General features: G+C 35.5%; 15 protein-coding genes. 7 read left to right on the top strand and 8 right to left on the bottom strand.

Translation table 11 applies throughout. The features are described from left to right. Positions 1-96 precede the first annotated feature (96 nt). The 3 genes from gdhA to ABD745_RS18290 form a co-directional block, all read right to left on the bottom strand. Complete coding sequence (gene gdhA, locus ABD745_RS18300; protein ID WP_047398844.1) at positions 97-1,455, bottom strand: NADP-specific glutamate dehydrogenase; 1,359 nt, start codon at positions 1,453-1,455, stop codon at positions 97-99. Between the two features lie 190 nt (positions 1,456-1,645). Next, on the bottom strand, positions 1,646-2,755 hold the full coding sequence (gene dprA / locus ABD745_RS18295; protein ID WP_344833505.1) for a DNA-processing protein DprA: 1,110 nt from the start codon (positions 2,753-2,755) through the stop codon (positions 1,646-1,648). 33 nt (positions 2,756-2,788) lie between these two features. Beyond that, complete coding sequence (locus ABD745_RS18290) at positions 2,789-3,559, bottom strand: rhomboid family intramembrane serine protease (RefSeq protein WP_344833502.1); 771 nt, start codon at positions 3,557-3,559, stop codon at positions 2,789-2,791. A gap of 271 nt (positions 3,560-3,830) precedes the next feature. On the opposite strand from ABD745_RS18290, the gene ABD745_RS18285 reads away from it, so the two are divergent. Beyond that, the gene (locus ABD745_RS18285) at positions 3,831-4,757 is read left to right on the top strand and encodes a DUF3078 domain-containing protein (RefSeq protein ID WP_344833499.1); all 927 of its coding nucleotides are present in this window, start codon (positions 3,831-3,833) and stop codon (positions 4,755-4,757) included. Between the two features lie 136 nt (positions 4,758-4,893). Here the strand turns inward: ABD745_RS18285 and ABD745_RS18280 are convergent, their stop codons facing one another. From ABD745_RS18280 to ABD745_RS18265, 4 genes are all read right to left on the bottom strand, one after another. Further along, positions 4,894-5,862, bottom strand: coding sequence for a T9SS type A sorting domain-containing protein (locus ABD745_RS18280; protein WP_344833496.1), 969 nt, complete (start codon positions 5,860-5,862; stop codon positions 4,894-4,896). A 36-nt stretch (positions 5,863-5,898) separates the two neighbouring features. Beyond that, positions 5,899-7,326 (bottom strand): porin family protein, encoded by a 1,428-nt coding sequence (locus ABD745_RS18275; protein ID WP_344833493.1) that lies wholly within the window; start codon positions 7,324-7,326, stop codon positions 5,899-5,901. After that, positions 7,319-7,885 carry an RNA polymerase sigma factor gene (locus ABD745_RS18270; protein WP_344833490.1) on the bottom strand — a complete coding sequence of 189 codons (567 nt, stop codon included), beginning with the start codon at positions 7,883-7,885 and terminating at the stop codon, positions 7,319-7,321. Before ABD745_RS18270 ends, ABD745_RS18275 begins: the two co-directional genes overlap by 8 nt. Before the next feature lie 100 nt (positions 7,886-7,985). After that, a complete protein-coding gene (locus ABD745_RS18265) occupies positions 7,986-8,561 on the bottom strand; it encodes a DUF4840 domain-containing protein (RefSeq protein WP_344833487.1) in 576 nt (191 codons plus the stop codon). Between the two features lie 202 nt (positions 8,562-8,763). Here ABD745_RS18265 and ABD745_RS18260 point away from each other — a divergent pair, with 202 nt between their 5' ends. The 6 genes from ABD745_RS18260 to ABD745_RS18235 all read left to right on the top strand — a co-directional run bounded on the left by ABD745_RS18260 (position 8,764) and on the right by ABD745_RS18235 (position 12,645). Further along, positions 8,764-9,273, top strand: coding sequence for a hypothetical protein (locus ABD745_RS18260; RefSeq protein WP_047399209.1), 510 nt, complete (start codon positions 8,764-8,766; stop codon positions 9,271-9,273). After that, entirely contained in the window at positions 9,270-9,617 is a 348-nt protein-coding gene (locus ABD745_RS18255) for a tRNA-binding protein (RefSeq protein ID WP_344833483.1), read from the top strand. The genes ABD745_RS18260 and ABD745_RS18255 overlap by 4 nt, the downstream gene beginning before the upstream one ends. Positions 9,618-9,699: 82 nt before the next feature. Further along, a complete protein-coding gene (locus tag ABD745_RS18250) occupies positions 9,700-10,404 on the top strand; it encodes a 3'-5' exonuclease (protein WP_344833480.1) in 705 nt (234 codons plus the stop codon). Between the two features lie 3 nt (positions 10,405-10,407). Continuing rightward, positions 10,408-10,734: an SUF system Fe-S cluster assembly protein gene (locus tag ABD745_RS18245; protein ID WP_047398853.1), complete on the top strand. Its 327-nt coding sequence runs from the start codon at positions 10,408-10,410 to the stop codon at positions 10,732-10,734. Positions 10,735-10,940: 206 nt separating this feature from the next. After that, positions 10,941-11,330, top strand: coding sequence for a hypothetical protein (locus ABD745_RS18240; RefSeq protein WP_344833475.1), 390 nt, complete (start codon positions 10,941-10,943; stop codon positions 11,328-11,330). A 13-nt stretch (positions 11,331-11,343) separates the two neighbouring features. Next, positions 11,344-12,645 carry a C2 family cysteine protease gene (locus tag ABD745_RS18235; protein WP_344833472.1) on the top strand — a complete coding sequence of 434 codons (1,302 nt, stop codon included), beginning with the start codon at positions 11,344-11,346 and terminating at the stop codon, positions 12,643-12,645. A 70-nt stretch (positions 12,646-12,715) separates the two neighbouring features. Here the strand turns inward: ABD745_RS18235 and ABD745_RS18230 are convergent, their stop codons facing one another. Then, positions 12,716-13,552, bottom strand: coding sequence for a sulfurtransferase (locus tag ABD745_RS18230; RefSeq protein ID WP_344833469.1), 837 nt, complete (start codon positions 13,550-13,552; stop codon positions 12,716-12,718). Positions 13,553-13,709: the final 157 nt, after the last annotated feature.

Raw genomic sequence — 13,709 nt, 5'->3', positions numbered from 1 at the left:
CGCTTTCTCCTTTCACTTTTTACTTTTTTCCCATTTATAAATCCCGGGAACAGGCTGTATCAAAAAAGGTCGGGAAAATTTCCCAACCTTTATATTTTATACTACTCCCTGAGCTAACATTGCTTCTGCAACTTTCACGAATCCGGCAATATTTGCGCCTTTTACGTAGTTTACATAGCCATCTTCTTCTTTTCCGTAGTCTCTACAAGCTTTGTGGATTCCGATCATGATCTCTTTCAATCTTGCGTCTACTTCTTCAGAAGTCCAGTTCAGACGAATTGAGTTTTGAGTCATTTCCAATCCTGAAGTTGCAACTCCACCCGCGTTAGACGCTTTACCTGGAGAGAACAATACTTTATTGTCTAGGAAATAATTGATTGCATCTAAAGTTGAAGGCATATTTGCTGCTTCAGTTACACAAACACATCCATTTTCAACCAATAATTTAGCATCTTCCAGATCCAGTTCGTTTTGAGTTGCAGAAGGCATAGCAACATCACACTTCACTTCCCAAGGACGTTTTCCAGCGAAGAATTGTGCAGACGGATATTTTTTAGCGTAATCTTCCGCTCTGTTATTTCCTGAATTTCTAAGCTCTAGCAGATAATCAATCTTTTCTCCGTCGATACCGTCTTTATCATAAATATATCCGTCCGGACCTGAAATAGTTACTACTTTTCCTCCCAGTTCAGATATTTTTTTGATAACTCCCCAAGCTACGTTTCCGAAACCTGAAACAGTTACTATTTTATCCTTGAAAGTTTGTCCGATTGTCTTAAGCATTTGCTCAGCAAAATAAACAACTCCGTATCCTGTAGCTTCAGGACGAATTAATGATCCACCGTAAGCAAGACCTTTACCAGTCAATACACCTGTAAATTCATTTCTGATTTTCTTGTATTGCCCGAATAAATATCCGATTTCTCTTGCTCCTACACCGATGTCTCCCGCAGGAACGTCAGTTTCAGGACCGATATGTTTACATAATTCTGTCATGAAAGCCTGGCAAAAACGCATTACTTCCATATCAGATTTACCTTGTGGATCGAAGTCTGAACCTCCTTTACCCCCTCCCATCGGAAGCGTAGTTAAAGAGTTTTTGAAAACTTGCTCGAAAGCTAAGAATTTAAGCACCGAAAGATTTACCGTAGGATGGAAACGGATTCCTCCTTTGTATGGTCCGATTGCAGAGTTCATTTGTATTCTGAAACCTCTGTTTACCTGGATTTCTCCTTTATCGTCAACCCATGGAACTCTGAAAATGATTACTCTTTCAGGTTCCGCCATTCTTTCAAGAAGTTTCATTCCTGTGTATTCCTTTTTGGTCATAATAAACGGAATTACAGTAACAGCAACTTCTTTTACGGCTTGTAAAAATTCTGGCTCATTAGGGTTTTTTGCCTCAATTTTTGCAATAAACTCCTGGATTTTCTGGTCAATATTATATTGTTCCATATATTAGGGTTGAATATTATTGCCAACAAATTTAATTTTTTTTTCAAGATTCACAACACCTTAAAGAATGATTGTTGAAAATTTAATAATATAATGTCTTAATATTATTAAACTGATAATTTGAGCTTTAATTTTGTTAAAAATTAAATATTATCTCAAAAACAATGTAATATTAAGAAATCGTTAATTGTCATATCACCACAAATTGTCTCCCCGAAAATGATTTTAGTTTCCCTAAAAGTTCCAATTCTAAAATTATGGGTAAAATTTTATGTGATGAGAGATTAATTTTTGCAACAATATCATCCAGCGAAATCTGTGGATGATTTACAATCACATTAAATATTAATTCTTGATTTTCAGTTAATTGAATACTTATTTCATTACGAGGAAATAATTCCTCTGTTTTCGATTTTGCATTATTAAATCCTAAATTATCAATCAAATCTTTTATTGTTGAAATTGTCGTTGCTTTGTTCTGAAAAATCAAATGATTGCAGCCTTGGCTTTGTTTATCTGTAATTTTCCCCGGAAGGGCAAACACTTCCCTGTTGTAATTATTTGCAAATGTTGCCGTACTTATTGAGCCACCACCAAAAGCCGTTTCCACAACAATTGTTGAAGGAGAAATTCCCGCAACAATTCTGTTTCGCTGAATAAAATTTTCACGATCGGGTTTTCTGGACGAATTAAATTCCGTGAATAAAGTCCCGCCTTCTTCAATAATTTTTTCTGATAATTTTCTGTTTTTCGCAGGATATAAAAGATGAAATCCGTGTGCTAAAACAGCAATTGTAGGTATTTGATTATGAATTGATTGTTCATGAACTTCCTTATCAACTCCTAAAGCCAAACCACTCACCGAAATATATCCACAGGATTTTGTTTCTTCAAAAAAATCCTGAATAAACTGTTTTCCGTAAGAAGTCATATTTCTCGTTCCAACGATGCTTATTTTTTGTTTAGAATCATCAAAATTCCCTTTTTGATATAAAATTGCAGGAGCGTCGTCGCATTCGTTTAATAATTGTGGAAGATCGTGAAGATGTCTGAGATTAATTTTGATATTATTTTTTTCGCAAAATTCTAATTCTTTTTCTGCAAATTTCAAATGTTGGGAATTTCCGATATCAGAAACCATTTTATGCCCGAATCCTCCAAGTTTTTTATACTCATTTTTCGTGTTTTCCCAAGCATTTTTAGCGCTTCCGAAAATCCTGACAAGTTTATAGAAATTGATATCACCAATTAGGTTACATTCGCGTAAAGCGATCGCATAAAGATGCTCTTCAGAATACATTTGTGTTGTTTTGACAAATGTAAAAAATTTATTTTACTTTCCTCTTAATTCATCCAGACGATCCCAGATGTCATCTTTCTTTTTATAAGGCAGTTCCATAAAATCTTCAGGATGATTTTCTTTGTATTCCTGCCAAAGTTTGTCGTCTTTCTCGCTATAATAGTTGGGAAATTCCCAAATGTATTTTTTCTTTTTATCTCCTACTTTCTTAAACATAAAAGCAAGAATAATCCCTACAAAACCTCCTGCAAGGTGAGCCTGCCACGAAATTTTGCTCGGTTCCTGAAGATTGGAAAATAATTCTTCCGGCAACATCCCCCAAACCAAACTTCCATAATATAGAACGACCAATAAAGAAATGGTGAGAAGTGTTGTATTCCATTTAAAAACTCCACTAAAAAACAGGAAAAAGGCAAGAACATATACTACACCACTTGCTCCGATGGTACAGGTATAAAGATAATCTCCTGTCATAATATCAATCGGCGGAAGGAGCCAAACCAAAAAACCGGTTGCCAGCCAGCCTATAATAAAAACTTTATTGGCAACTAAAGGATAAAATTGATAGAGCAAAAACATCAGCACCGCAATCGGTATCGAATTCCCTACAATATGCTCCATATTTCCATGTAAAAGAGGAGAAGTGATAATTCCCAATAAACCTTCCGGCAACAATGGGATAATCGCCCCGAAGCAACTTTGGAAAAAGCCCAGCTGCTGTAAGAAATAGCCCAACCACATTGCTGCAAGCATCAGCAAAGGATAAATAACAGCCTTTTTGGAAATTACATTATTTTTAAACATAACCTTTCAACGTCAAATGGAAAGCCAATGATAAATTTCGGAAAAAATGTCGATGAATTGTTGACTTTGATTTTTATTTCAGACAAAAAGTTATGATTTTGATCAGTTTTAAATTTTTAACATAATATTTTGTCATTTAAATAATTAAAGTGGCTTGGTTTTAGTATGCAAAAGAGGAAAAACCGCATTTGCAGGTATTTATAGCAAGTTTAAGCCTTGTTTAACCTGAAAAATTATAATTAATACTTTTGTAAATGAAAATTTTTGAATAATGAAGAAGTTTCTAATGGTTCTATCCATTTCTTTAGGAATCTTTGCTCATGCACAGGAAAAAGTAAAAAAAGATTCTGTAGTTGTAGATACAGTAAAACACTGGTCGGTACTGGGAAAACAATCTTTAATGATTAATCAGGCAGCCTTTTCGAATTGGGTCGGCGGTGGCGCAAACAACGTGGGTTGGCTTGCCGGAATCGATTATAATATTACCTATGAAAAAGACAAAGATCTGTGGGAAAACCTCATCCTTTTAAATTATGGACAAAATGATACACAGGGAATTGGCGTAAGAAAAACCCAAGACGTAATTAATGTTTCTACGAATTACGGAAGAAAAGTTTCAAAAAGCTGGTATCTTTCGGCAGGAGCAGGTTTTCAGTCTCAGTTTTCTACGGGATATGAAGACGGAAATAATCCTGAAGCGAAAAAAATATCCAATTTTATGGCTCCCGGGTATCTGAATGTCGGTATGGGGATTACCTATAGACCAAATGATAATATTAATGTAACCCTTCGTCCTACCAATGCGAGATGGGTTTTTGTTTTAGATAAAGATTTGCAATTGGCGGGAAATTATGGTTTAAAAGCCGACGGCGATTCTTCCTTACTGCAATTCGGTTTTCTGGGCACGGCTTTATATAAAGTTAAACTAATGGAAAATGTCAATATAACAAATACGGCTTCTGTTTTCTCTAATTATCTGGAACATCCTGAAAGATTGGTTTTGGCTTATGGAATGATTTTGAATTTAAAGGTTAACAAATTCATTTCTTCGAACATAACGGTTGATGTCTTGTATGACCACAATCAAATCCAAAAAACGCAGCTTAAGCAAACTTTAGGGGTTGGCTTTGCTTATACTTTGAATAATGGAGTGAAGCGTTCTGACAGAAAAGACAGCCAATGGTGGATTAAAAAATAAATTTTAGTTTAATAAACTGCTTCAAGAATGAGGCAGTTTTTTTTGGTTTATTACATAAAAAGAGACTGCTTAAAAAACAGTCTCTTGAGAGAATTATTGAAAAAACTAAATCCACTGTATTGGATTTTTCTATGCTCTATTTTTTGATGAACTTATTTCTGTACAGCTTGCCGTCTGCACTTTTAGAAACAATCATGTATGTTCCCGGAACAAGGCTGCTCACGTTGATTGCTTCATTATATTGATGATCTCTTTTTTGCTGTATCAGTTTTCCTGACATATCGATGATAGAAACTTCAGGATATTTTTTGTCAGATTCTCTTCCGATGTATAAAACCTGTGTTGCAGGATTCGGATAAATGCTTAAGCTATTTTCTTTCGGCTTGGTTTCTCCTGTAGAAAGAGTTTCACAGAAATTCCAGTTTCCGAAATTTAATTTGATAAATGCAAAATCACCTAAAAATTCACATTGATCAGGGCAATATTGCGTGCAGGCATAAAATCCGTAATTTCCGGAGGTTGTTGCCGTGTAAGAATCTCCCGTTTCACCCGGAATAATACAAGGATCTGCTGGTGAAGCCGGAATTGTGCCTGGAACACATTTAAACCAAGTATGAACTCCGTAAACTAATGGAAACCCATCATTAAGCTGTACAGAAGCTCCATTACAAACATTATATTCTCCATTCACTTCTTCGTAAGTTCCCGGCTGGAAATCTGCCATCATAAATGGAAGTCCGTAAACATATCCATCTGCCATAATCGGTTCACTTTCACCAGCGCAATCATTTTCGTTAACCACAACTTTGAAATAATACAGCATGTCGCTTGATCCGTTAATCGTCAAAGTCTGTGAAGTTGCTCCCGGAATTGCAACCCAAGGATTTGTATTCGGTGTTTGCCAATCCCATTCCTGCTTGTACCATTGATAAGTAGCATAAGTCTGCGTTGTGGAAAGCGTTTCACTTTCCGAGTTACAGAAAATTACTTTGTCCTGAAACATTGTTCCCAATCTTGGACTTGTGATTGTAGGAGTACATTGCTGTGCTTTTAGATTTAAGACACTTAAAAATAAAAGACTTAAAAAAATTAGTCTTGCTTTCATATAAAGAATTTATTTGATTTGGTGTTTAAAGCTTAATTAATCAAGCAATACTCTGATCCCGAATTTCAGGTTGAAATTCAAAGGTTTTTCTTTATAAATGGTATTTAATGAGCTGTTGTCATTAAAATGATACCCAATTCCCGGCTCGGCGTAAATCCCAATGTTTTTAATTACTTTAAGCTGCAATCCGACTGCGGTATTTACCGAAACCTGAACAGGTTTTTCACGGATATCTTCCGTGGTTTCCTCCTTTACTACTCCATCCACGATATATTTTGTTTTAATATCTCCCGAAATGGCTTTTTCAACAACTCCTCCTCCCGTCACATAACCCATAAAAGCTCCTTTCTGAATGACATTATAATTAACCTGCACCGGAATTCCCACATAATGAATATTCTGCTCACTGCTGATAAAATAATCATTGCTTCCGGAAGTAAGTCCCGCCGAAAGTTTTGTGTAGTTAATTCCTGTTCCTATTCCCCATCTTTTTCCAACATTATAGTAAACAGAAGCCCCGAAAGTGATCGGTGTTTTATGCTTAATTGTCGCATCCACTTTTTTATCCTGATTGGCTATAAGTATTGCCATCAAAGGATTTTCCTCATAACCCACGCTCCAAACTTCAGGAAGACTTAGTGTAGTCCCATTTAAAGTAGCATATCCGGGGAACTGGTCGGTCGAATTCGAAGAAGCATTTCCTGTGAGTACTCCTAACATCCAGGTTTTTTTAGATTTATATCCAGCTAACTTCGTTTTTTTCGCTTCCTCAAATTTTTCCTTCCATTCTCTTTCCTGTTTTGTAAGGAGCTCGTGAGTTTCTACTTCTTCATTATTTTTTTGTTTTTCAACAGCAGTACTGTTTTGTTCCTGAGCCAGGTTTTGATTATTTTGGTTAAATAATTTCTCAGCCTGATTTTGTTTTTTGCTTTCAGGAATTTTGTTGGCCCAAAGATCCGTCTCAGGATTTTTTGTTTTATTAAAAAGATTTTCAAAAATATTTTTCTTGAAAACCTGATTTTCTTGTTTTTCTTTATCCGTATTAATTACGTTTACATGATTTCTTTCTTTAAAAGAATTTTCAACAGCCGTATTCTCTTTTTCGATTGGTAGTTTCTGATGATAAGAAATTGCTTCTTGGGATTCTTCTTTGGTTTTACCGACATATTTTGGTTGTTGTAAAGGTTCTTTTTTGCCATTAAAATCAATTAACCTGCCCAAAATAAAGAACATTGCAATCGCCGCCGCAACACCACCAATACGATAAAATAGAGATTTCCGATTACTTTCTTTCACAGTTTTTCCCTGCGCTTTCAGATCATCGTTCATTAAGCCAAGAACAGCGTTCTTCACTTCACCTTCTTCAAATAATTCGTCCCTAATATCTTCCCACAATCCATCAGGAACATCTTCCGAGTGACCTTCCATTTTTCTGCGCAGATCATTCAACCATTCATTATTCATATTGCGCTGCTTTAGACATTTTATATTCTTTTATTTTCTGGGCAAGCATTGATTTTGCTCTGTGAAACTGCGAAGCCGAAGAATTTTCTGCAATTCCCAGTGTTTCTGCAATCTCTTTATGGCTCTTTTTCTCAAAAACATATAAATTAAAAACCGTTCTGTAACCTTCCGGAAGAGAGCGAATCATCATCATGATGGCATCTTGTGAGATTTCTTCAAAATCAGGATCTTCATCATTCAGCTCATCAGGAATTTCAAAATCCTCAGAAGCTACCTTAAAATCAACACTTTGCCTGATGTGTTTTAAAGATTCATTTACCACAATCCTTGTAATCCAGGCTTTCAAAGAACCACTTCCTCTATATTCAAAAGAACCGATCGAACGGAACATCTGTATAAAACTATTCTGCAAGACATCGTGAACATCTTCTCTGTCAATGACATATCTCGAACAGACATAGGTAAGACTGCCTGAATAAGCTCCGAAAAGCTCCTTCCAAGCCGCTTCTTCCTTTTGCAAAAGGCGGTTTACCAAAATCTGCTCCTTATTATCTTTCATTAACTAATGATGTCATCATCCCAACTAACTATCAATTTAACATAATGCAAAGATAGGCAGCCTCAAGTTGAGGCTTAACCTACTTGACAATAACCATTATTTAATTCTTAACACTGATCGGGATTTCATATTTTATGATCTGATAAGGAGTCAAATCCACTCCGTCAACAGTTATTTTTTCTGCTTCCAACCCAAATCTTATAGACCAGTCGTATCCTACAAAGAACCCTTTTTGCTTAGCTGCGAATTTCACTACTGCATTTTTTGTTGTTCCGTTTACCGGAATTTGGAAAGCCAGCATTTTTGGTTCAAAAGTCAGCTCTACTACATTCTGATCCGTATTTAATTTTGATTTATAATCTAATTTATATTCAATTTTTCCGATGTGTGCCAAAGCGCTATCTGCTTTTACAGGATCAGTCACGATTGTTTTTACAATTTCTCTCACAGGAAAATCCTTGAAAGTGATGATTGTATCCTTGGCCACAAAATCAATGATCTTTTCATTAAATTTTCCTCCTTGTGAAGTGATCAATCTTGCTTTGTAATTTCCATTTACATCATTCAGTGTCACGGCAACCGGCTCATATCTTTCATCGTTACAAGACATTAGAGAAAATCCTAAAACTGCAACCATTGCAATCATAAAAGATTTAAGTACTGTTAATTTCTTCATTCTTCTTAAATTTTTAGCATTAAACATTATTCCTTTGAGTACTCACTTATATAAATCCGTTTTTTTGCAAATCTTGCATGAGAATTAACAAAAATGTTTCAAAAAATTAATAACCAATTGATTTTCAATAGTAAAATTTTTATATTTTAAAATGATTTTTAATTTTCATTATTTTAATACATTTGTTAAAACATATTTTAAGATGAATTTCGAACAAGTCAATCTACACCTTGAAGCTTACAAAGAACACGACCAAATCATTGATGCGGCAGAATACTTAATCCGTTCTTTTGATCTGGAACACGAAAACTTCGGCGGATTTGGTTTCCGGGAAGAACTTTCTCCCAACTCGTTACTTTTAACGGCAGAAGGAGAATTGGGAGGCTTACAAAAAGTAATGATTCCCAAAAATTTATTTGATTTTGATCTGAATTTAGTCTTAAATATGGTAGCTCATGAAATGCTCCATGTAAGACAAAAGGCTCCGGGACAGGTGATTGAAGACAAGAATGAAAGAGAGTTCCAGGCATATTACGAGATGCTTTTCCATACTGTTTTTCCTCAAATTCCCGAAGTTTCCAATTTTCATAAAAAAGCGTTTGGAAATAAAGCACTGGAATATTACAAAAGAATGGGCGAAGGTTCTGATCTGCAACAAAAATATGCAGTACAGAAAACAGAAGTAGAACAATTAATCAATTCATTATCATGATCATAAAACCTGAAATCTCATGGACAGATTTTGAAAAAATAGACATTCGATGTGGAACCATCATCTCAGTAAGCGATTTTGACAAAGCCAGAAATCCTTCTTATCAATTAGAAATAGATTTTGGAGACTTAGGCATAAAAAAATCCTCAGCACAAATTACTTCATTATATAAGAAAGAAGAATTAATCGGTCAACAAATTTTGGCTGTCGTTAATTTTCCAAAGAAACAAATTGCTAATTTTTTCAGCGAATGTCTTGTGTTGGGAGTTTATGGTGAAGATAAAAAAGATGTTACGCTTTTATCGCCTTCATTGCCCGTAAAAAATGGAGGGCAGGTTGGCTAAATATTTATTCACTAATAAAACCTAACAGGTTTTTGAAACCTGTTAGGTTTGAGCACGCTACAAATTAAATTCATCAAAGCAAATGATACAAAAAATTCCTTTAGAAAAAATCTTATTTATTGATATTGAAACTGTTCCGGGCTTTGGAATGTGGGAGGATTTATCTGAAACCGAACAAATGCTTTGGGATAAAAAAACGAGATTCCAGAGAAAGGATGAATTTTCTGCTGAAGAATTTTATCCCGAAAGAGCCGGAATTATGGCAGAATTTGGAAAAATCATCTGCATTACCATCGGAATGGTCGAAAAAAACGACACTTTAAAAATCAAAAGCTTCGCGGGTGATGATGAAAAGAAACTGTTGCTCGAATTTGGCGAGATTTTTAACAGTCCGAGACTTCGTGATGTAATCCTTTGTGCCCACAACGGAAAAGAATTTGACTTCCCGTGGATTGCAAGACGTTTTTTAATCAACGGAATCATGCCTCCTACTCCATTTCAGATGTTTGGAAAAAAGCCTTGGGAAATTCCGCATATCGATACGATGGAACTTTGGAAATTCGGAGACTACAAAAGTTTTGTTTCATTGGAATTATTGGCTCATCTTTTCGGAATTCCCACTCCGAAAGACGACATTGACGGTTCAATGGTTTCATCAATCTACTACATAGAAAAAGACTTGCAAAGAATAGTTGACTATTGTGAAAAAGATGTCTTAACTTTGGCAAACATTTTCCGACGGATGCGTCAGGAAGATTTGTTGAAAAGGTACATCAATTTAGATTAAAAAATGAAATTTACAGACGATCAGATTGCCGACATCGGTGAAGAAATCATCACAGTTTTAAAAAGCGTATATGACCCTGAAATTCCGGTAGATATCTACGAATTGGGTTTGGTTTATGACGTACAAATTTCCGATGATGCGGATGTTAAAATCATAATGACACTTACGACTCCGAACTGTCCCGTTGCTGAAACCCTTCCACAAGAGGTAAAAGACAAGGTTGCAGAAGTAGAAAATGTGAAAAGCGTAGACCTGGAACTTACTTTTGAACCTAGCTGGAATAAAGATATGATGAGCGAAGAAGCGAAGTTTGAGCTAGGAATGCTTTAATATTTTAACAAAAGCTTAAAGACACTGTATTCTGTTATTTTCAAATATAGTGCTACAATAAAATTTAATATCACCCTATTAAATAGTTGGCTGTTTCAAAATGAGACAGCCTTTTTCTTTCTCCGTTGTTTCCCCATTACGAATTAGTGTAATCCCTAATACATAGACAATCAGCTTCATATACTTTTGGTGTAAGAAAAAATAGTATGAAAGCAAATAAAGTCATTGTTTCATTTAACAACGGAAGCGTTCCTCCAACATATGCTTACAGGTATGAGATTGTCTTTTCTGAAGAAACAGGAAATGCCGAACTGAAACTTTTTAAGGGATATGATATAAATGAAGAAACGATTTTATCTGAATCAAAGAAATTCAATATTGAAATCCTTCAACAGCTTCTTTCTTTATTAGAAAAAAAAGAGAATTCTGAAAAACCGTCAAATATGACAGGAGGAAGCCAGAGAAGTATCGATATTAATGCTAAAAAAATCATAATCGCCGCCGATGATGAAGCAGGAATTTCCCTGTTCAACCGCTTTCTGTACCTATATAATCCCGATTTTTTAAATCTTATTAATCAAAACATTAACCCTTAAAAAACCAATTATCATGGATCAAGCACCTAAAGAAATGTTCATAGGAGTAATCAATCCTTATGCATTAACCGAAGCTATTACAGGAAGAAGATTTGACTGGAAAGACCCAAAATCTTCCCAAATTCTTGAAGAAGCCCTGGAAACAAACTATTCAGAACTTTTTGATATTAAATACAATTCCCCGCTATATGCTGGTTTGGAACTCAACCGAGACAATACGGTAAAAGCAGTAAAAGTAGAAGATATTAAACTGAGAGCGACAGATAAGCTACAATCTGTGGATCTTTCAAACATCAGAAGCCTTAATGACCTTTCAAATACAGGCATAAAAGACCTCAATAGCATACCTGTAAGAAATGCAAGATTAGACAAAGGTGAAGTAAAAGTTGTATTAAACATTCCAAAACTGAACAATACAATTAATAATAAACTGATTTCTCCTTCTATTAAAAATATTCTTTTCGGAGTTGCAACCGCAACAGGATGGACACCGGCAAACACTTCGTGGAGCGACAGAGGAAACTTTTTCAATGACGTTACAGAATACAACGATCCAATTCAGGGATCTGTGGCTAATTGTTATTTCATCTCTGCTATTGCAGCAATTGCATGGGCATCACCATTTTCTATCGAACATAAAGTGAGAGCAACAGGCACAGGAGAAACAGATCGCACCAATGCCATTCAGTTTTACACAAAAGGTGGCGGAAAAGACGCAGCAAGCAAATTGGTAGAAGTTACCGACAACACAATCATCAATTCTTCCAGTAATCCTGTGTATTGCAGAAGTAATGACGCAGGAGAAATCTGGCCTGCAGTTTATGAAAAAGCCTTCGCAAAATGGATCAACAACACAAATGATGACAAACCTGATATTTCCAAAACAGCTTATGGAGACCCCGTAAAAGCCGTTGCACAGCTTATCAATAAAACTCCGCTTTATTATTATACTTCCCCAAGAACGGCTCTTGATCTTTTCGGAATTGTAAGAGAAAATTCTATGAGTTTTAAAACAATCAATCCTATGGTTGCGTGGACTTACGGATCAGGAAAAGATTATACAGGATCAAATATTGTTGGAAATCATGCTTATACAGTTTTAGGATGGTCAACTTTTAACAATAAAAATTACATCATTCTGAGAAATCCGTGGGGAGTAACCGAACCGAATGGACTGAATTCTTATCAGGGATTAATCAGCTTCTTTGACGGAAGTTTTTGGAGACCAATTAACATGATCGGAAATGATGGCGTTTTTGCACTGGAAATCAATGCTTTTAAAAATTATTTTGAAGGCATGGGTGTTGCAAAATAACCTAACGATAACATTATAACCACTTTATATTTTTTGCTTTCACAGGTCTTCATGATCTGTGGAAGTTTTTTTATATCTCTTTTGCAATTTCTTTTCCTTCTCTTCTGCTCCATTCGCCCCAAGAACCTACATATAAATTCGGGATTTTTAACCCTGCATAATCCAGCGCTAAAATCGTATGACAAGCCGTCACTCCCGAACCGCAGTGAATGATTAAGTTCTGTGGTTTACCCAGTAACAATTTAGAATATTTTTCTTTTAAAATTTCCGGTTTAAGGAAATTCCCGTTTTCATCAAGATTTTCAGAAAAAGGAATATTGATGGCTCCGGGAATATGACCTGCAACCAAATCAATGGGTTCAGATTCACCTTTATAACGATAAGCATCCCTTACATCAATTACAGTGGAAGAATTGTTTGTTAATTCATTTTCAACAGTTTCCAGGCTTGAAATTGGAAGAAACCAATCATCTTTTTTAATTAATTCAGCTTTTTCAAAAATTTCTTCTCCCGATGAAAATTCCAATCCTTCTGCTTCCGCAGCCTGAAATCCTCCATCCAAAACCTGAACCTTTTCAAATCCGAAAGATTTCAGCATCCACCAAGCTCTCGCCGCAGCATTTGCCCCATTTTTATCATCATAAATAATGACATGAGAACCTTCCGAAATTCCAAGATTTGAAAGCGTTCTTGCGAATTTCTCAACATCAGGAAGCGGATGTCTCCCTCCAAAAGCTGCATCTTCTCCAATTTCCGCCAAATCTTTATCCAGATCAATGAATCTTGCGTTTTTAATGTGCTTATTCAAATAAATTTGATGAATATCTTTTCCCACTCTTGCATCAAGGATGATAAGGTTTTCGGTTGGGAGATTTTTTAATTGGGAAGGTGAGATTATTGGAAGCATTTTGTTGATTTTTTGGTTGATTTAAATCTATTTTGGCTAAAGCCTATAATTGGCTTTTGAATATTAAAGCGGGCTTTAGCCCGCTCCTATTGATGTTTTTATTTAAGATCCTTCGACAGGCTCAGGATGACATCGCTGATATTATCCGGATATTTGT

Source organism: Chryseobacterium ginsenosidimutans, from assembly GCF_039536845.1.
Classification (GTDB): Bacteria; Bacteroidota; Bacteroidia; order Flavobacteriales; family Weeksellaceae; genus Chryseobacterium; species Chryseobacterium ginsenosidimutans_B.
Note: the sequence above shows the minus strand (reverse complement) of the source record. Positions and strands in the feature narration are given on the sequence as shown.

Coding starts and splice junctions, on each gene's coding strand:
- gdhA (WP_047398844.1), bottom strand. CDS start 1,455: ATGGAACAATATAATATTGACCAGAAAATCCAGGAGTTTATTGCAAAA.
- ABD745_RS18235 (WP_344833472.1), top strand. CDS start 11,344: ATGGATCAAGCACCTAAAGAAATGTTCATAGGAGTAATCAATCCTTAT.
- ABD745_RS18280 (WP_344833496.1), bottom strand. CDS start 5,862: ATGAAAGCAAGACTAATTTTTTTAAGTCTTTTATTTTTAAGTGTCTTA.
- ABD745_RS18255 (WP_344833483.1), top strand. CDS start 9,270: ATGATCATAAAACCTGAAATCTCATGGACAGATTTTGAAAAAATAGAC.
- ABD745_RS18250 (WP_344833480.1), top strand. CDS start 9,700: ATGATACAAAAAATTCCTTTAGAAAAAATCTTATTTATTGATATTGAA.
- ABD745_RS18240 (WP_344833475.1), top strand. CDS start 10,941: ATGAAAGCAAATAAAGTCATTGTTTCATTTAACAACGGAAGCGTTCCT.
- ABD745_RS18230 (WP_344833469.1), bottom strand. CDS start 13,552: ATGCTTCCAATAATCTCACCTTCCCAATTAAAAAATCTCCCAACCGAA.
- ABD745_RS18285 (WP_344833499.1), top strand. CDS start 3,831: ATGAAGAAGTTTCTAATGGTTCTATCCATTTCTTTAGGAATCTTTGCT.
- ABD745_RS18260 (WP_047399209.1), top strand. CDS start 8,764: ATGAATTTCGAACAAGTCAATCTACACCTTGAAGCTTACAAAGAACAC.
- dprA (WP_344833505.1), bottom strand. CDS start 2,755: ATGTATTCTGAAGAGCATCTTTATGCGATCGCTTTACGCGAATGTAAC.
- ABD745_RS18270 (WP_344833490.1), bottom strand. CDS start 7,885: ATGAAAGATAATAAGGAGCAGATTTTGGTAAACCGCCTTTTGCAAAAG.
- ABD745_RS18290 (WP_344833502.1), bottom strand. CDS start 3,559: ATGTTTAAAAATAATGTAATTTCCAAAAAGGCTGTTATTTATCCTTTG.
- ABD745_RS18245 (WP_047398853.1), top strand. CDS start 10,408: ATGAAATTTACAGACGATCAGATTGCCGACATCGGTGAAGAAATCATC.
- ABD745_RS18275 (WP_344833493.1), bottom strand. CDS start 7,326: ATGAATAATGAATGGTTGAATGATCTGCGCAGAAAAATGGAAGGTCAC.
- ABD745_RS18265 (WP_344833487.1), bottom strand. CDS start 8,561: ATGAAGAAATTAACAGTACTTAAATCTTTTATGATTGCAATGGTTGCA.